The 16,999-nt window shown below is 57.8% G+C and carries 13 protein-coding genes; 7 read left to right on the top strand and 6 right to left on the bottom strand.

Annotation, left to right across the window (positions count from 1 at the left end; translation table 11 throughout):
• Window positions 1–7: 7 nt before the first annotated feature.
• Window positions 8–997, top strand: a complete 990-nt coding sequence (locus AB1L30_RS05680) for a bile acid:sodium symporter family protein (RefSeq protein ID WP_367012464.1) — start codon at window positions 8–10, stop codon at window positions 995–997.
• Window positions 998–1,011: 14 nt separating this feature from the next.
• On the opposite strand, the gene AB1L30_RS05675 is transcribed toward AB1L30_RS05680, so the two are convergent.
• Window positions 1,012–1,518, bottom strand: coding sequence for a hypothetical protein (locus AB1L30_RS05675; protein ID WP_367012463.1), 507 nt, complete (start codon window positions 1,516–1,518; stop codon window positions 1,012–1,014).
• Window positions 1,519–1,766: 248 nt separating this feature from the next.
• Here AB1L30_RS05675 and AB1L30_RS05670 point away from each other — a divergent pair, with 248 nt between their 5' ends.
• Window positions 1,767–2,243, top strand: coding sequence for a hypothetical protein (locus AB1L30_RS05670; protein WP_367012462.1), 477 nt, complete (start codon window positions 1,767–1,769; stop codon window positions 2,241–2,243).
• Window positions 2,244–2,382: 139 nt separating this feature from the next.
• The gene (locus AB1L30_RS05665) at window positions 2,383–3,138 is read left to right on the top strand and encodes an NAD(P)H-binding protein (protein ID WP_367012461.1); all 756 of its coding nucleotides are present in this window, start codon (window positions 2,383–2,385) and stop codon (window positions 3,136–3,138) included.
• A gap of 55 nt (window positions 3,139–3,193) precedes the next feature.
• Here AB1L30_RS05665 and AB1L30_RS05660 read toward each other — a convergent pair whose 3' ends face one another.
• The gene (locus AB1L30_RS05660; RefSeq protein ID WP_367012460.1) at window positions 3,194–5,116 is read right to left on the bottom strand and encodes an FAD-dependent oxidoreductase; all 1,923 of its coding nucleotides are present in this window, start codon (window positions 5,114–5,116) and stop codon (window positions 3,194–3,196) included.
• A gap of 239 nt (window positions 5,117–5,355) precedes the next feature.
• Complete coding sequence (acnA, locus tag AB1L30_RS05655) at window positions 5,356–8,067, bottom strand: aconitate hydratase AcnA (protein WP_367012459.1); 2,712 nt, start codon at window positions 8,065–8,067, stop codon at window positions 5,356–5,358.
• 275 nt (window positions 8,068–8,342) lie between these two features.
• Between acnA and AB1L30_RS05650 the strand changes: the two genes are divergently transcribed.
• From AB1L30_RS05650 to AB1L30_RS05640, 3 genes are all read left to right on the top strand, one after another.
• Complete coding sequence (locus AB1L30_RS05650; RefSeq protein WP_367012458.1) at window positions 8,343–9,878, top strand: AAA family ATPase; 1,536 nt, start codon at window positions 8,343–8,345, stop codon at window positions 9,876–9,878.
• A gap of 165 nt (window positions 9,879–10,043) precedes the next feature.
• Window positions 10,044–10,880: a hypothetical protein gene (locus AB1L30_RS05645; protein WP_367012457.1), complete on the top strand. Its 837-nt coding sequence runs from the start codon at window positions 10,044–10,046 to the stop codon at window positions 10,878–10,880.
• An 82-nt stretch (window positions 10,881–10,962) separates the two neighbouring features.
• Entirely contained in the window at window positions 10,963–12,939 is a 1,977-nt protein-coding gene (locus AB1L30_RS05640; protein WP_367012456.1) for a SpoIIE family protein phosphatase, read from the top strand.
• Here the strand turns inward: AB1L30_RS05640 and AB1L30_RS05635 are convergent.
• Window positions 12,926–13,459 (bottom strand): hypothetical protein, encoded by a 534-nt coding sequence (locus AB1L30_RS05635; protein ID WP_367012455.1) that lies wholly within the window; start codon window positions 13,457–13,459, stop codon window positions 12,926–12,928. The genes AB1L30_RS05640 and AB1L30_RS05635 overlap by 14 nt on opposite strands.
• A 1,093-nt stretch (window positions 13,460–14,552) precedes the next feature.
• On the opposite strand from AB1L30_RS05635, the gene AB1L30_RS05630 reads away from it, so the two are divergent.
• Window positions 14,553–14,957, top strand: a complete 405-nt coding sequence (locus AB1L30_RS05630) for a hypothetical protein (protein ID WP_367012454.1) — start codon at window positions 14,553–14,555, stop codon at window positions 14,955–14,957.
• A gap of 94 nt (window positions 14,958–15,051) precedes the next feature.
• Here AB1L30_RS05630 and AB1L30_RS05625 read toward each other — a convergent pair whose 3' ends face one another.
• Both AB1L30_RS05625 and AB1L30_RS05620 read right to left on the bottom strand, forming a co-directional pair.
• A complete protein-coding gene (locus AB1L30_RS05625; protein ID WP_367012453.1) occupies window positions 15,052–15,768 on the bottom strand; it encodes a cysteine peptidase family C39 domain-containing protein in 717 nt (238 codons plus the stop codon).
• 20 nt (window positions 15,769–15,788) lie between these two features.
• Entirely contained in the window at window positions 15,789–16,943 is a 1,155-nt protein-coding gene (locus AB1L30_RS05620) for a hypothetical protein (protein ID WP_367012452.1), read from the bottom strand.
• Window positions 16,944–16,999 lie beyond the last annotated feature (56 nt).

Genomic DNA, 16,999 nt, shown 5'->3' with positions numbered 1-16,999 from the left:
GCAGGCGTTGACGTTTCTCAAGCGACAGTGGTTTCTGGTTGGGATGTTCCTGGCAATCTTCCTGGCGTGGCTTTTCCCAACGCCGGGGGCTCAAGGAGGCTGGCTGCATCCTGAACTGCTGACGAAAATCGGCGTCGCGCTGATCTTCTTTCTGCATGGCATGGCCCTTTCGTTCGCGGCCATGAAGCAAGGGGCACTCAACTGGCGATTGCACCTGGTAGTCCAGGTCGCCGTGTTCGTTGTCTTTCCGCTGCTGGGGCTGCTGTTGATGCCGCTGACCAAAGGTTGGATGGACGAAGACCTGCAGACCGGGCTGTTTTATATGTGTGCCTTGCCGTCGACCGTTTCGTCGTCGGTGGCGTTCACTTCGGCGGCTTGGGGCAACGTGCCAGGGGCGGTCTTCAATGCGACCCTGTCCAGCATTCTGGGGATCGTTCTGACGCCCCTTTGGATGAAGGCCGTGGCCGGGAACGTGGGGGCCAGCTTTCCACTCGAACATGTGATGATTGATCTGTTGATCTGGCTGGTCCTGCCGCTAGTACTTGGCCAACTGTCCCGTTTCGCCTTGGCCGAATGGGCAAAACGGAATAAATCGTTGGTGGGCTTTGTCGACCGGGGAACGATCTTGCTGCTGGTCTACACGTCGTTCTGCGATTCGATGGAATTTGGCGTCTGGACGCAGCATGGCTTGTTGGCAGTGGGGAGCTGTTTCGTGATCGCCCTGGTGTTGTTCTGGATTTTATTCTTTGCCATCGGGGCGACATGCGACGCACTTGGATTCTCGCCGCCTGATCGCATTGCGGCGATCTTCTGCGGGTCGAAAAAGTCGCTGGCGACCGGTGTTCCGATGGCTCAGTTGATGTTCGGAGCAGGCCCCAGCCTCGCTTTGATCCTGCTTCCGATCATGATCTATCATCCATTGCAGTTGATCATTTGCGGAACGCTGGCCAGTCGCTGGAAAGAGAAGTACGCCAGCCCGCTGCCGGCCGAGGCCTGATCGAGCGTTACGCGTTAGATCAAGGCCTTCAGCATGCTGACCATCAACAGCGCAATGTAGAGCAGGCCATAGCCCACCGAGCCGATGATCCCCAGCAGGTGCGCCCAGCGGAGCATCGGCAGTCCCTGTGATTGCATCCGCTCGTTGGCGATTTCTTCGAGGTCGGCGTGAGCCATGCTCCAGGCCGCGATGCTGAAGATCGGGCAGACACCAATCAGGCCGATCAGGGCCAGAAACAGCGTCGGGATGGCACGATTGGGAAGCAAATAGGCACTGACGGCATCTTGCGTCAGCGCTTTATGAAACGGCTTGCCGGCGCCGACCTGCTCGGGCAAGCCGAGGATCGGATAATGATCCGTTGATTTTTCCCACGAATTGGACGTGGCCGGGCGAAGCTCGCAATTTTGATCGATTCGCCCCTCAATCACCCACTGATCGAGCTGCGGAAGGGGAACCGGTCCGAAAATCTGCCCTTCTGGAATCCTGACGAAATATAAGGGGGCCTCCTTCGACGGTGGCATTCCCGTTAGTTCCGGATCCAATGGCATAGAAGGCACAGTTCAAAGAGTTTCGATAAGACAGGCAGTTCGCGACTATGGTAGCCTCTTTGCGCAGGCGGTGCCAGCACTTGCCATGTTGCGGCAAAACTCGTTGTATTTCTCGGCGGGCTCGCCCTAAAATATCAGGTGATGAACTTGTTGCGACGCGGCGCTTAGGGCCGCTTCTTTTCTGAACCGTGGCGGTCGCTTGAGGCCTAAGGAATACAACGATGTGGACGATGTGGATCTCGATTGCGTTCCTCGTCGGATTGAGCAGTGCGTGGGGAGCCACGTGGTGGATCCGATACCAACGCCGAAATCGCTTCACCCGCATCGATACCAACCTGGCCAAGCAGCAGTTTCAGCTCCGCCGAGAGTGGCTCGAGACCGAGTTCATGAAAGAAGCCGCGGCCAGTGGTAAGCCGCGCGGGCTACGCTGGGTCGATGTCGAGTTCGGCAACGATGTCCAGTTTGCCTGTGACGAAGCGAACGGTCTTCTGCGGGCGTTTATTTCCGTAACGGTACGTTTCGAGGCGATCGAAGGTGGGGACATGGAAGGTGTCGAAGCGGTTGGCAATCTGAGAGCCGCCACCGGAGTCTTCGAGTACGACGGCCAACGCTGGGTGGCCAATCCCCGTGCGATCTTCAATCTTTCGCCCAATCAGGCGATTCTCCACTTCAAGCACCGGACGCTTTCGATCGATTAGGCTCGGCTGTCGGCCTCGATCTTTCTCGGTATGGGAAAAATTCCTGCACGCTGTCACACCCTGGGCGAGTTAATCGTCTGGATGGTTAGAAGCAGGCAAGGTAATTCTTTTTTCCCGCATTTGCCGAGGAGCAGATCCAATGAAGATCGTCGTCATGGGTGGTTTTGGTTTGATTGGAGCCCAGGTCGTGGCTCAACTGCAAGACCTGGGGCACGAAGTGGTTGCCGCCTCGCCACGATCGGGTGTGAATGCCGTCACCGGCGAAGGTTTGACCGAAGTGATGAGGCACACCGACGTGGTGATTGACGTGATCAATTCTTCGTCGTTCGCCGACGACGACGTGATGGCATTCTTCGACGGGGCGACCAAGAACCTGCTGGCCGCGGAGGAATCTGCCGGTGTGCGGCATCATATCGTCGTGTCGATTGTCGGTGCCGATCAGATTCCTGACAGCGGCTACATGCGAGCGAAGCTTGCGCAGGAAACTCGAATCCGCGAAGGGAATGTGCCGTTTACGATCTTGCGAGCGACGCAGTTCATGGAATTCCTGAGCATGATCGGCGACTTCAGCATGGTGGGTGGCAACGTGCTCCTGGCTCCTTCTCTCATTCAGCCGGTGGCGACCATCGACGTGGTCTCGAAACTGGTCGAACTCGCGCAGCTGCCAGCGGCGAACGAGACGATCGACTTCGCGGGACCAGAACGTTTCCGAATGGACGAAGTGATTCAGCGAGTCTTCACCGCCCTGGGAGATGCCCGCGTCGTTACAACCGAGCCGTCGGCAACTTACTTCGGAGCCGACGTCAGCCAGGGGCAGTTGGTGCCGCAAGGCGAGTATGTCGCAGGCCCGACTTCGTTCGACGACTGGCTGGCAAGCGTCACGGTGCAAGCGTAACCAGACGCGAGTGAGGTTTCACTTCGCGCCGGGTCAGTTTGCTGGAAAGGCCAGGCTAGTTGGCCTGAATCTTCTTTTGCCAATCGGCGTGTTCCTTTTTGTACTGCTGGAACGCGCTGTATTCCTGCGGGCTGATTTGCCCGCTGTTGTCCTGGTCAATAAAGGCGAAGAGGAACTCCCAACCCTTCTTGCCCCCATTCCATTCGGCCTGCGAGACGGTGCCGTTCTCGTCGGTGTCGCATTCTTTCAGTAGTCGAGCAAAGTCGAGTTGCTGCGAACTGGAACTGGTCGACTGATCGACCGCCGGATCCCAGCGAAGCTTCTGACCGGCCGCTTCCAGCGAAGCGAGATAGGTGGGCATGTCGATATCTTGCACGGCGCAGTTCTCGGCAATGGCCTGCACCGCCGCGATGCCGGCCGATTCGCCGCAGATCATGAAGACCGGTTCCATCCGAGCCGAAGCGTAGCCGAGGTGGGTCGCCGAAAAGCAGACCGGCACCAGCAAGTTAGTGCACTGCTTCTTAATCGGCGTGATCGCGCGGTAAGGGATCGGATAGGGAACATTGGTCGGGCCTTTACTGCCGCCGACAAACATGTTGCCCTCGTTGGCGACGAATGTCTGGCCATCTTTTTCGACGACGATACGGCGCGACGGATAGGTGTCGATGCCATACTGGGCGAGCCCGATCGGGTCGTCGATTTGCGTGCGGTTATAGACGTCGTGCTCGGTGATCACATAGCGACCTTCGAGGCGACGAGCCACGCGAATGTAAAGCTGATGCGGCCAGCCACCCGTTTCTGGATGATGGCGTTTATCGAGACCAAGCTGAGCGATCTCGTCGCGGTACCACTCCGGAACGCGAGGATCGGTACGCATGAACTCGAACAAGCCACGCAGGTAATCCTGGTGCATCTTCCAGATCTGAGCGTGGGTCGCGTCGTTGCCATCGGCATAGATTTGACTGATCCCCAGGGGAGCCATGCTGATCAGCGAGTCGCGTTGATAGTTCCATTCGGCCGAGTTCATCCAGCCAGGACAGATGCCGATGAGCGCTTTGCGAAGTTGCTTCGGATCGGTGTGCTTCTCGCTGAGGTACTCGACGTAGCGTCCCATCAGTTCATACATCTTAGGGTTGTAATTGGACGGACGTTCGATTGGTGTGCGATGCTCGGGGTTATTGGTCGTGTAGTAGCGATAGTTGTAGGCCTGGGTGTACTTGTCGGCCGAACCAATAGGCTTGCGGTGATCCCTGTCGATGTGAGGCAGCAAGAGGCTGTTGGGATCGCCCGGGGTGTTATAGGGATCGATTGGCGTCAGCTGTACTGGCGGACGAACGCCGGCGGCTTGTTCGTCGAATGCCGATTGCGATTCGCGACCTGTCCGATACTGCGCGCTCGAAAGTCGCAGCAGGTCCCCTTCGTAACTGGCATCGATAAAGATCTTGGCCTTCACGGTCAGGTGATCTTTGGTCTGCGGCTCGGCGACGGGGCAGCCGAGGTCGTCGAACGGAGCCAGGTGAAATGAAGCCTCTTTGATCTGGCTCGGCTGCTGGTCGTCCCAGGAGTTCGTGCAGCTACCGGCGCGGTGGTCATAGACGACTTGGATGTCATGTTCTTCCAGCAGATCGAGGAAGTCCTGGCGGATTTCCAGCGGACTGAGGTCGCGGGTTGCCAATCGCGGCGAACCTTCTTCCGGTTGGCCGAGGCTCTTCAGCAGTGGTCGCGTCATGCCGCCGGTGGCGTTGTAATTGGGGCAGTCCTGCATCGGCTTCAAACCGGCACCCAGCATGCCCCCAACCCAGCGACTGGGCTCGATAATGACAACCGATTTGCCAGCTTTCTTCACGGCGATGGCCGCCATGATGCCGGACGGGGTCGCGGTGTAAACGCAGACATCTTTCTCGAGCGTTTCGGCGTTGGCAGCGGAAGCAAACCAGGTCGAGCAGACCAATACGAGGCACAAACCAGCAATGCGCATGAACGTTCCTTCCAGGCAAGGAGATGGACGTTTCGGTAGGAATCTAACGGCCAAGAGTGGGGGGCGATGTTGGGTTTAACTTACCCTGCATCGGCGACCATTTCCAGCAGAAGAACGAGGTTCGCCCGGCGAAACCATCAACCGGCAGGGAACGGTACAAAAAAAGGCGTCCCGATCAGATTCGATCGAGACGCCTTTCGAGATTGGTGTTGGCTGCAGAGCAGTAGTCCGGCAGCGGCTTACTTTGCTTCCTTCAGCAGCTTCAACAGCACGGTCTGCAGGATACCACCATTGCGGTAGTAATCGAGCTCGACCGGCGTGTCGATGCGGACGGTGGCGTCGAAGGTAGTAACTTCGCCGTTGGCACTCTTGGCCGAAACAGTAACCTTCTGCAGTGGCTTCAGGTCATCCGAGAGGTAGATGTCGAACGTTTCTTCGCCACTCAGGCCGAGAGTTTCCCACGACGAACCAGCCGGGAATTCCAAAGGCAGAACGCCCATGCCGATCAGGTTGCTGCGGTGGATACGTTCGAAGCTCGAGGCGATCACCGCCTTAACGCCAAGCATGAACGTTCCCTTGGCGGCCCAGTCACGCGAGCTACCGGTGCCGTATTCCTTACCGGCGATCACGACCAGCGGCGTGCCTTCCGTCTTGTAGACTTCGGCGGCGTCGAAGATGGTCATCGTTTCGCCGTTGACGAAGCACTTGGTCCAGCCACCTTCCTTTTCCGGAACCAGGCGGTTGCGGATGCGGATGTTGGCGAACGTACCACGGTGCATGACACGGTCGTTACCGCGCCGCGAACCGTAGCTGTTGAAGTCGACGGGCTCGACGCCATGTTCCATCAGGTACTTGCCGGCAGGGCTGTCCTTGGCGATGGCACCGGCAGGCGAGATATGGTCGGTCGTGACCGAGTCTCCCAGCAGCGCCAAAACGCGGGCACCGCTGATCGATTCGATCGGGTCGACCGTTTCTTTCACGTCGTCGAGGAATGGTGGCTCCTGGATGTAGGTGCTGCTGCTGTCCCACGTATAGAGTTCCGAGTCGGGCACGTTGATGGCGTTCCAGTTCGGGTTCGATTCGTAGGCACTGTTGTAGCGGGCCTGGAACATCTCAGGCGTGATCGCCTTTTCCATCGTTTCCAGAATCTCTTCGTTGGTCGGCCAGATATCCTTTAGGTAAACCGATTCGCCGTCGGACGAAGTGCCGATCGGATCGTTATCCAGATCGATGTCGACGGTACCTGCCAAGGCGTAAGCGACCACCAGTGGCGGACTGGCCAGGTAGTTCGCTTTGACGTGTGGATTCACACGGCCTTCAAAGTTGCGGTTACCGCTGAGAACGGCCGAAGCGACCAGCGAACCGGAAGTGACGGCGTTGGCGACCGGATCAGGCAGCGGACCGCTGTTGCCGATGCAGGTCGTGCAGCCATAGCCAACCAGGTTGAAGCCAAGCTTCTGAAGCGAGTCCATCAGGCCAGCACGTTCCAGGTAGTCGGTCACCACACGGGAGCCCGGCGCTAGGCTCGTCTTCACGTAAGGCTTCGAGGTCAAACCCTTGGCGGCTGCCTTTTGGGCCAACAGACCCGCGGCCAGCATCACGCTGGGGTTGCTGGTGTTGGTGCAGCTGGTGATGGCGGCGATGACCACGCTACCGTGACCGATCGTCGACGAGTTGCCGTTGTCTTCGACCTTGGAGGTACGAGCCAGGTCGGCTTCTGCCAGGCCGAAACCACGTTCGTTGGGGGAGGTGACCAGCGACTTCTTGAACTCGGATTGCATGCTCTTCAGCGGCACGCGGTCTTGCGGACGCTTGGGACCGGCCAGCGAAGGTTCAACCGTCGACAGATCCAAGCGGACCAGCGAGGTGTAGTTCGGGGCCATTTCGTCGGTGCGGAAGATACCGAGCTCTTTCGTGTAACGTTCGACACGTTCCACTTCGCCGGCGGTACGACCGGTACGACGCATGTAGTTCAGCGTTTCCGAGTCGACCGGGAAGAAGCCCATCGTGGCACCATATTCTGGGGCCATGTTGGCGATGGTGGCTCGGTCTGCCAGGCTCATGTGCGAAACGCCAGGGCCGAAGAACTCGACGAACTTGCCGACCACGCCTTCCTTACGCAGGATCTGCGTAATGGTGAGCACCATGTCGGTGGCGGTGACGCCAGGGCCCAGCTTGCCGGTAAGCTCGAAGCCAACCACTTGCGGCGTCAGCATATAGATCGGCTGACCCAGCATAACTGCTTCGGCTTCGATACCACCCACCCCCCAGCCGACGACGCCCAGGCCGTTGATCATGGTGGTATGGCTATCGGTACCGACCAGCGAGTCTGGCAGTGCGACGGTGCCCTTCTCGTCTTTACGCAGGAAGACACCCTTGGCCAGATATTCGAGGTTCACCTGGTGAACGATACCGACGTTCGGTGGAATGGCCTGGAAGTTCTTCAGCGACTTTTGACCCCAACGCAGGAACTCGTAACGTTCTTTGTTGCGGTGGAACTCGAGGGCGACGTTTTCTTCGAGGGCCTGTTCGGTACCGAACTTGTCGACCTGAACCGAGTGGTCGATGACGAGGTCGACCGGAATGAGCGGGTTGATTTTGGCTGGATCGCCCCCCAAACGCTGCATGGCGCTACGCATGGCGGCCAGGTCGACCACGCAAGGAACGCCGGTGAAGTCCTGCAGCACGACGCGAGCCGGCATGAACGGGACTTCGGATGCCACCGGGTTGGCTGGGTTCCAGCCAGCCAGCAACTTCACGTCGTCTTCCGAGACGATGTAGCCGTCGCAGTTACGCAACACAGATTCCAGCAGGATACGGATCGAGAACGGAAGCTTGTCGATATCTCCCAATCCCGCTTCCTGAAGCTTACGAATCCGGTAGATTCCCAAGTCTCCTTCCGAGGTGGAAAATACGTCTCGGGCACCGAACGGATCGAACTTTGCGGTCATCGTACTCGTTCTTTCTAAATCGAATCTAATGAGGCAGATCGTTTGTTCCCCCGATTCTAGCGAAACGAAAACGAATTGTCTTCTGGGTATGTTAAAGGGGCGCCGTGCGTCGTTGGGAAGTGATCTGCGGCATAACCGTAGCCACTGGTGGGGTTGCGCGATTTGTAACGCTTGCGGCGAGTCGGAAGTTGATTCTTGCCCCTGGTGACCTAGGCTTTCGTCGAACGCCCTTTTCTCTGCCAACTCGCCGACTTTGCGCTTCGAAGAAACGACCTATGTCTGATCCTCTAAAAGACTTGCTTTCTCAATTGGCTGGCAACGGTTCGCCGAATGGTGGGATGGACGATCCCTGGCAATTAGTCGAGGCCATCGCCCCCGACGAGAGCGAAGACGAGCCGTCGCCCGATAAATCGCTGGAAGAGATGATCCAGCGGATCAACAATATGGCCAGCCGCAAACCTGCGGAAGAAGAGGTTGGCGCCTTCGCCGAGCCGGTACGCAGTGCCCAGGCCACACCCCCTCCGGCGATCAAACTGGAAGAAGATCACGACACGCCATTCTATCCGCGCGAGCCGGCCACCCTTCGCGAAGCCCATCTGACTGGCAGCGAAGTCGAGGCCCTGTGCTTGAAGTACCTGCTGACCGCTGGCGAGGCTTCCGGCCGCGAAATCGCAGCCCAGGTCTGTTTGCCCTTTTTGATCCTGGACGAAGTCCTGCGGAAGATGAAATACGACCAGTTGGTCGTCTATAAAGATACCGCCCAGGCCGGCGACTATGTCTATTACCTGACCGATCTAGGTCGTGAACGGGCCCGGCGTTACAACGAACATTGCACCTATTACGGTGCGGCACCGGTCTCGTTGAAAGATTATGTCGCCAGCGTTCAAGCTCAGTCGCTGGAAGGCCAGTCGCCTAGTGTCGATGCCCTGGAAAGCGCGTTTGAAGATCTGTTGATCAACAAAACGATGTTCCGCCGCCTGGGACCAGCGATTAACAGTGGCCGTGGTTTGTTCCTGTATGGAGCTCCAGGTAACGGTAAGACCAGTATCGCGGAACGTGTCACGCGTGCGTTCGGTCGTTATATCTGGGTGCCGCGAGCGATTGGGATCGATGGCGAGATCTTGCGAGTCTTCGACCCGGCCGTCCATGACGAAGTGCCGCTGGAAGATGGACCTGGCATCATGCAGCAGCACCGGATCGACCGCCGCTGGGTTCGCATCAAGCGTCCGACGATCGTGGTGGGTGGTGAATTGACGATGGAAAGTCTGGAAATCAGCACCATCCAGTCGACCGGCGTCAGCGAAGCCCCGCTGCAACTGAAAAGCAACTGCGGCACGTTGGTGATCGACGACTTTGGACGTCAGCGCATGAGCACCGACGAGCTGCTCAACCGCTGGATCGTGCCGCTGGAAAAGCGTTACGACTTCCTGAATATGCGGGGGGGGAAGAAGATCCAGGTTCCTTTCGACCAGTTGATTGTCTTCTCGACCAACCTCGAACCGCGAGACCTGTGCGACGACGCGTTTTTGCGTCGTATTCCGTACAAGATCGAAGTGGTCGATCCGACCGAACAAGAGTTCCGCCAGTTGTTCGACATCATGTGTCCGCTGATGGGATTCACCGTCAATAGCGAGGCGATCGATCACCTGATCGAAAAGCACTATAAGAGCGTCAACCGACCATTCCGCTGTTGCCAGCCGCGCGACCTTTTGATGCAGGTCCGCAACTTGTGCTTGTACGAGAACTCGCCGTTGCAATTGACCCGGCAGCACTTCGATGACGCGGTCGAAAACTACTTCGCCGTGATGTAAACCTGCGGCTCGGCAGCCCGGATCGGTCCCCATGTTTGCCTAAGTCGCCAGTACGGTCAGGCAAAGGTTGGTAATGGATTCGACGCTGCGATATAAAAAGAGTCCGTGTACAAACCGAGGAACGGTTTGCGGCAAGGTTTTCAAAGAGTGAAAAGGGCATGACTGGTGGGCGTCGACTGGATCGCATGTCGTGTAGAACCTGATATCGACGACGCAACCATTCGTGAAGCGGTCGAGCGGGAGCATCGCCGCTTTCTTTCCGATCCAGGCTGGGTCAACTCCGACTTGTGGCCGCTGCTCGGACGCGATCCGCGTGACGAGTGGTCCTCTTCCGACACGCCTCCCATCGGCGATGGTTGGCGACTGGTCGATTCTTTGCTACTCAAACAAAACGCCCGCCGCATTTACGACGTAACAGGCTGCGAGATCTTGCCGTTGCCGTGGCGTCTGGATGCTTACCGTACGATCTTGCCGGATGAACTGCCGGAGCAACTTCAGACCTGGCTTCAATTTCTGAATGCCGCTGCGTCCGGCGAGTATCGTGGGTTGCTCGAAGCGACTTACTTCTATCTGCAGACCATCGAATACTGCCAGCAACTGCATACTGCGAAGCAAGTAGTGCGCGAATCACAGGAAGTCACCAGCAGCTGGGCGACGACCTCCGAAGTGCGGCAGCTTCGGGAGCAGATTCTGGCCATGGCAGACTTACCCTTGCCGAAGCCTCCGGGCGACGAGCTGGGGATGCCGCGGGAAGCCGACCTCGACCAGCGCTGGCAAAGCCTGCATGAAGCCCAGGCATCGCTTCGATCTGCGGGCCTTGCCTGGCGAAAAGCCGTGACTCGCCGCCGCTGGCAATTTGATGTCCTTGAGCTGAGGCCGGCGCTTTCCGAGTGGATCGAAACGCACACCAATCATCCCCACTGCCTGGCCGACTTCGAACGATGGGTATGCCCGTTGATCGAACGTGGCTACGGCCTTTACCGCGATTGCGAGAGGAACTGAATGCTGGTTCCACGTGAAAATCGCATCTTGTCGAATCAACTGCGGGGCCTCCCCTGCCCTGTTTCCCCATTGACGTAACGCCATGAAATCTATTCTGACACGATTCTCGATCCGGGTGCTTGCCCCGCTGCTATTCGGCCTGCCGGTATTGTTGATCGGTTTGTGGCTGTCGATGGCGTGGAATCGTCAGTCGCAGCAAGCGGTAACGCGGTTGGCCGATCAAGGGATCAATGAGATCCACCGGCACACGTCCGACAAGATTGCGGATGTGCTCTCGATGCCGGCCCGCGTTAGCGAATTAAATCAGCACCTGATCCTTGATCGCACCTTGCCTCCGGATAACCTGGCGTCTTGGCGGTCGACCTTTGTCCGCGAGTCCAAGTCATTCGATATGCTCAGCGCGATCTCGTGGGGGAGCGCCGACGGCCGCGCAGTATGGGTTAGCCGCTATGCCGATGGCAGCACCTTCTGGGCCATTAAAGACGATCCGCAAGGGGCAACGATGACGGAGTGGAAACTCGATACCAGTGGCGACGTGATTGAAGACACGCGACACGAGTTCGACTTTCAATTGGCTTCGCGTCCCTGGTTTCAAATTCCACGTGACGCACGCAAAGCGAGTTGGAGCGATCCGTATGTGTGGGTCGGAGGTGGGGCGTCGGAAGATAAGACGCTCGGCATTTCGTACGGCATTCCGATCTATCGAGCCGATCGCGAATTGGTCGGTGTGATCGACGCCGACTTTTCGCTGAAGGACCTTTCCCATTACCTCAGCCAATTGGAAGTTGGCAAGACTGGCATGGCGTTGCTGGTTTCGGATGACGGCCGTTTGCTGGCCGTTTCGGATGATACGCCGGTGATCTCTTCCCAAGGTTCACGGATGCGAAGCACCGATTCGCTCAATCCGTTGGTGTCCGCGGCGGGGAGATATATTAAAGGAATGAAGATCTCCGGCGACGTCAACTTTCGTTTCCAAGCCAATGGCAAGACGCAATTTCTGCATGTCTCGCCGGTCGGGAAAGAGGTTGGCCTGAACTGGTTACTGATGACGATCGTGCCTGAACAAGACTTTGTCGCCGAGATCGAATCCGAGTTCGCCCGCAGTTGGCTGGTCAGCTTGCTGGCGGTCGTTATGGCCGTGGTGCTCGGTCTGGCGGCCGCGCACTGGCTGGTCGAACCGCTGACGCAGATCGTCACGTCGGTTCGTCGGATCGGGCAAGGCGATCTGCAAACGAGGCTCGATATTCAGCACGCCCCCGAATACTCGCACATGGCGTCCGAGATCAACAAAATGGCCGAAGGTCTGCAAGATCGTTTGCGTATGCAGAAGTCGCTGTCGCTGGCCATGGAAGTGCAACGGAACCTGCTTCCCTCCGATTCGCCGCAGATCACGGGGCTCGATATCGCCGGGCACAGTACCTACTGCGACGAAACCGGAGGCGACTATTACGACTTCCTCGACGTCACCGGCACCGACGAAGATACCGCCGTGCTGGTGGTCGGGGACGTCATGGGGCATGGCGTAGCCGCTGCGCTGTTGATGGCGACCGCTCGAGGGATCTTGCGCAGCCGCTGTGCCGTGCCTGGTTCGCTCGCCGACTTCTTGAACCATCTGAACAATATGCTGGTGGCCGATACCCAGGGCGAGCGGTTCATGACCATGCTGATGGTCACGCTCTCGGCCAAGAAGGATGCCCTACGCTGGGCTTCGGCCGGGCACGGGGCCCCGATCGTTTACGACCCCAAGACCGACACCTTCCCGGAACTGGACGGGGGCGGACTTCCCTTGGGATTGGTTGAAGGCGAAGAGTACGCCGAGTATTGGCAGCCTGGCATTTCGCACGGAACCGTCGTCGTGGCGACAACCGATGGTCTGGAAGAAACGATGAACGAGCAAGGCGAGCAGTTCGGCAAAGAACGACTGCAAAGTCTGGTTCGCCAGCACGCTGCCAAGCCGGCCGAAGAGATCAGCAATCTGATCCGCCAAGCGGTCGTCGGGTATCGAGGTGCCAACAATCAGGAAGACGACCTGACCTTTGTGGTGGCTAAGGTTGTGTAGCAGGCCGATCCTTTTGAATCGCGGCGATCGCCGTATGTAGCAGCGGTTCCAACTCGAAGTTGGCCTCGACCAACAACTCGTCGAAGAGTGGCAGCAGATCGCGATAGGTCACGGGCTGTTCGCAAAGATCGCTGCCGACGTACTCGATGAAGTTCATCAAGCAGGCGCCCAGGCCCCAGGGATATAAGCTGCCAATACAGAATGACTCGACGCAGTTCCCCCAGGTCGTCAGCGTCTCGGCTTTCTGCGGTGTAACCACCTTGTTCGCCTGCAGCGTTTTGACGATCCATCCCATCCGGCGGCTAAAGTCCCAACAGGCCAGGGCCAACTCACGATCGATCCGTTCCGCTCCCAAAGCATCGTGGACGCTGATCAAGGCGAGCATTAACTCGTGAAAGTCGCTTTCTTCCACGCCAGAGTAAGGCCGAACCTGATCGATAATCGAACGGCCACCCTCAGCAACCCCATGGCCGGCGTGTGCCTGAACGATTCGTTTGGCATCTGCGAATGAATAGAACATAGGAAACTCATGGACGCATGAAGGAAGCTGCAAAGATTGTGGCGGTCGGAAACGTCGTTCGCTAAGGCGACGACCAATTCCAGCTGCCGCATCGTACGTGTGCTACTGGCCTGTGGCAGACAGAATCTTAATCATGCGCAAGTGCCACACCGCCGATTTTAGTCATCGCATATATCGCACCAAAGTTCTTTGGGAACGCCAAATTCCTCGAATGCAATTTCAGTGCAGGTTGCTTTGTCGTTTTGCAGGAAGTCGCGAACACACTTTCCATCCTGATAAACGTACAGATAGACGCCCACTTCAGGATGATCTTACTCGATCACAAACTCGAAAGTGTTGTACTTGGCTTTCATCACCATGCTCATCTATTTGGGACCTCGATTCCATCGGTTCCAGAGATTGCTTCCCGGGCAGCTTAGCACTGGCAACGATCCATTCCAACGTCCGCATCGTACGTGTGCCACTGGCCTCTGGCCAGTGTGAAGCAGCGAGGAGAGCCTCAATAATCTCTTGCTTGGGTTTGCAGCAGCGAGCCGAATTGGAATCGACTCTGGCCAGGTCAAATCGCTTGTGAAAAACACCTGCACCTGCCTTGCACTGGCCAGAGGCCAGTGGCACACAGATTCTTAACTACCCTGCCAGTGTCACCCCAGCCGAAGTCCCCCTGGGCGAAGAAATCGAACTCAAAATTGTTCTGCAGGCTTGAGCCGGCCAGGGCTCGAATTACTCTGGAATGAAGCCATGGGGGTCGCTGCTCTCCGGACCCGGCTTTCGCGGACTCGCCACTTGGATCGATCAATCGAGCGGTTTTGATATCAGCGAGCTGTGATCTAAAAGCTTGCGGTGTAAGGGGTTGTCTGTGCCTCTATACGCCCCAATGGGCCTCTTTGCGGCGGTGATCCGGTTGTGCCGGCATCTTAGGAGGAATCCGGGAAATTGCCAAAACTCCCCTATTTTCTCCCATCGGGATAGGTGGACCCGTAATTAGAATCAGCAGATGTTGATTGGCAGTAGTCATTCAGGGGGATCTCGAGCGATGGGGTCGTGCCTGAACTTGCTCACCTCATATTTCTAACTTGCGGAGAAGAATTACATGAAAGCTTTGGCATGTCTGCTGGCTGTTACCCTGGTATCGATTTCGTTCGCGTCGGAAGCACGCGCTGCGGAACCGAATGGCAACGTTGATCAGGCCACGTTGGCCTCGATGGGCCTGTCGGGCATCGAAGTGATGAGTGACGAAGAAGGCAAGAACGTCCGTGGTACGTTCGCCATTGCATTTGGTCTGGGTACCTCGCGTTGGTTCGGCACCACGCAGACCACCGGCTACGCCGCTGGCGACTTCGGTCCTGGCGTCGACTTCGCTGCCGGCGGCAACACCAGCCAAACCGGTTTCACTTACAGCAACATCCAAACGGTTCCATTCGTCGGCTCGTTCGGCACCACCATCACCGCTGGCACCTTCGCCACTGGCAGCTCGTGGGCCTTCGCCGGTCGCTAAGCGAATCGGACGATCGTAAAAAATAAGAAGGCCGCATCGAACCATCCGATGCGGCCTCTTTTCGTTTCTTGAGTGCTTCCCACCGCCCAGGGCGTTAAGGGATGCTGCGGAAGTAAAGCTTGAACGGCTTCTCAGGGAAGGTGCGAATGATTTGATCGTCGACCCAGCCGCGGCTCATTTCTTCGTGCGTGATCCCCAGTTGCGATTTGTCGGACTGGGCTTTCCCTTTCTGGGCGACCACCAGGACCGCGTTCTCGATCCATTGCGATTCGAACTGAAATTGCGGGATTCGCAAGTTGCCTCGCGCCGGGTCCGCTAAGAAGACCCAGCCGTTGGCCTGGCCGCGATAGACGACGAAGTGATTCGTTTCTTCCAGGCGAATCGCCACGATCAGCGGGACCTTCACCTTCTGCAGTTCTTCCATACTCAGCCGCCCGATCGTCGACAGGTAGCCGAGCTTGACCGCCGCCAATCGCAAGTCCGAAATAGCGAGCCCGTTCTGAAAACGTTCCTGCAGTTCTTCCCGTGTGAGGTTGCCTTCGACCACCTTCAGCACCTGGGTCTCGGTGACCGGATCGCCCCAGTAATAGCGGCAGATTGTGGCGAGCGCCGCTGCGCCGCACGAGTAATCTCGCTTCTGCTTGACGATGTTCTGATCGCGAATATCTTTCCAGGTTCGGGCATAAGCCTGGATGGTATGCTCGCGATTGCGTACCGGCGGGCCAAGCTGGGCGTGGGCTGACTGGCAGCACCAAAGCACTCCGCAGAAGGCAAGCAGTGGGATCAGTTTGTCGACGGCAAGGTATCTCAAGCGAAGCTCCTTCGGTTCGACTACAGCGTCCACACGATACCAACGACCGCGTCGGCAGCATCTTCCGTCATGCCGATTTCGGCGAACGGTTCGACGATGCGGCCACAACGGTAAGTCGTCGCGGCGAAGCGAAGACGTAGCGGTTCCCGCATCGAACCTGGCACGCCGACTCCATCGATCTGCGTTTCGCTTTGATAAAGCCCAAGGAACGCCGTGCTGAGCGTGATCCGGTCGTTGACTGCGAAGCCGACACCGAAGTTGTAGGTGATCTGATGGCCGAAGAAGACATCTCGATCGCCGAACTCTCGTTTGGCCTGGTAACGATAGCCAACGCCGTAGAAGTAAATGATCGGGTCGTACCGCTGGATGGCCAGCAGTTGGACCGAAGGAGCCCACACGCCATTGGCAAGCGAGGCCTGCGAAATGCCAGTCGTGGGGAACTCGGCATCGCCGGTTGGCATGGTCAGGCCGAAGCTCAAAATCACGTCGGGCGAATAGCCATAGCAACCTTCGCGGCAGAGCAGATTCACGCCCAGTTCAAGGTCGCCGATTCCGCCCTTCGAGCTCGTGTCGTCGAACAAGCCGAGCGACGAGTATTCCTGGTGCGACCAGCCAATGGGCAGGCTGCCCGACAACTGAATGCGATCGGTCAGGCCGTAACGCAAGGCGAAAGGAACTTGCAGCGTTCGCCGACGAATGTTGGCTCGGGCCACGCCGGAGGGCGCGACGGTGATCGGGAAATCGTAGTCATCTTTGGCATAGGCCAGCCCAAGATCCATCTGCCATTGGCCTGGCTGCAGCAGCACGCTGGCGGTTCGCAGAAACTGGATGTTGAAGTCTTCCAGCTCTTCGCCATATTGCTGATCGTCGCGAACCTGGGAAGGAACAATTTCCGTAGGAACCGGGTCGGTCAGACTTGGCATCGGCGGAGGGAGCGGGGCTGGCTCTTGTAGGAGCGCGACGACTGGCATGATCGACGAGGAACCATACTCCCAGACGTGCGAAGGATCCTCAAACGAGGCTGCCACGAACAACGGCTCGTCGGTGTGATAGGGATCGGCCGTGGGAAAATTCCACTGGGCTTTTGCCTCGGTTCCGAAACTGGCCAGCAAGCCCAGCGCGGCCCATGCCGCTTTGCCGAGCCAGTGTTGCCAGTGGGGCGTTGTACGAGTCATCGTATCGATCCTTCAGGAAGGCCGCTCTCGGCGGACTTGTGTGCATCCATGTCTTG

Origin of the sequence: Bremerella sp. JC817 (assembly GCF_040718835.1) — a bacterium.
Classification (GTDB): domain Bacteria; phylum Planctomycetota; class Planctomycetia; order Pirellulales; family Pirellulaceae; genus Bremerella.
This window is presented reverse-complemented; position numbering and strand designations above follow the sequence as displayed.

Bases quoted from the DNA above. Each gene is read 5' to 3' on its own strand.
- AB1L30_RS05675 (WP_367012463.1), bottom strand. From the start codon at position 1,518: ATGCCACCGTCGAAGGAGGCCCCCTTATATTTCGTCAGGATTCCAGAA.
- AB1L30_RS05670 (WP_367012462.1), top strand. From the start codon at position 1,767: ATGTGGACGATGTGGATCTCGATTGCGTTCCTCGTCGGATTGAGCAGT.
- AB1L30_RS05665 (WP_367012461.1), top strand. From the start codon at position 2,383: ATGAAGATCGTCGTCATGGGTGGTTTTGGTTTGATTGGAGCCCAGGTC.
- AB1L30_RS05660 (WP_367012460.1), bottom strand. From the start codon at position 5,116: ATGCGCATTGCTGGTTTGTGCCTCGTATTGGTCTGCTCGACCTGGTTT.
- acnA (WP_367012459.1), bottom strand. From the start codon at position 8,067: ATGACCGCAAAGTTCGATCCGTTCGGTGCCCGAGACGTATTTTCCACC.
- AB1L30_RS05650 (WP_367012458.1), top strand. From the start codon at position 8,343: ATGTCTGATCCTCTAAAAGACTTGCTTTCTCAATTGGCTGGCAACGGT.
- AB1L30_RS05640 (WP_367012456.1), top strand. From the start codon at position 10,963: ATGAAATCTATTCTGACACGATTCTCGATCCGGGTGCTTGCCCCGCTG.
- AB1L30_RS05635 (WP_367012455.1), bottom strand. From the start codon at position 13,459: ATGTTCTATTCATTCGCAGATGCCAAACGAATCGTTCAGGCACACGCC.
- AB1L30_RS05630 (WP_367012454.1), top strand. From the start codon at position 14,553: ATGAAAGCTTTGGCATGTCTGCTGGCTGTTACCCTGGTATCGATTTCG.
- AB1L30_RS05620 (WP_367012452.1), bottom strand. From the start codon at position 16,943: ATGACTCGTACAACGCCCCACTGGCAACACTGGCTCGGCAAAGCGGCA.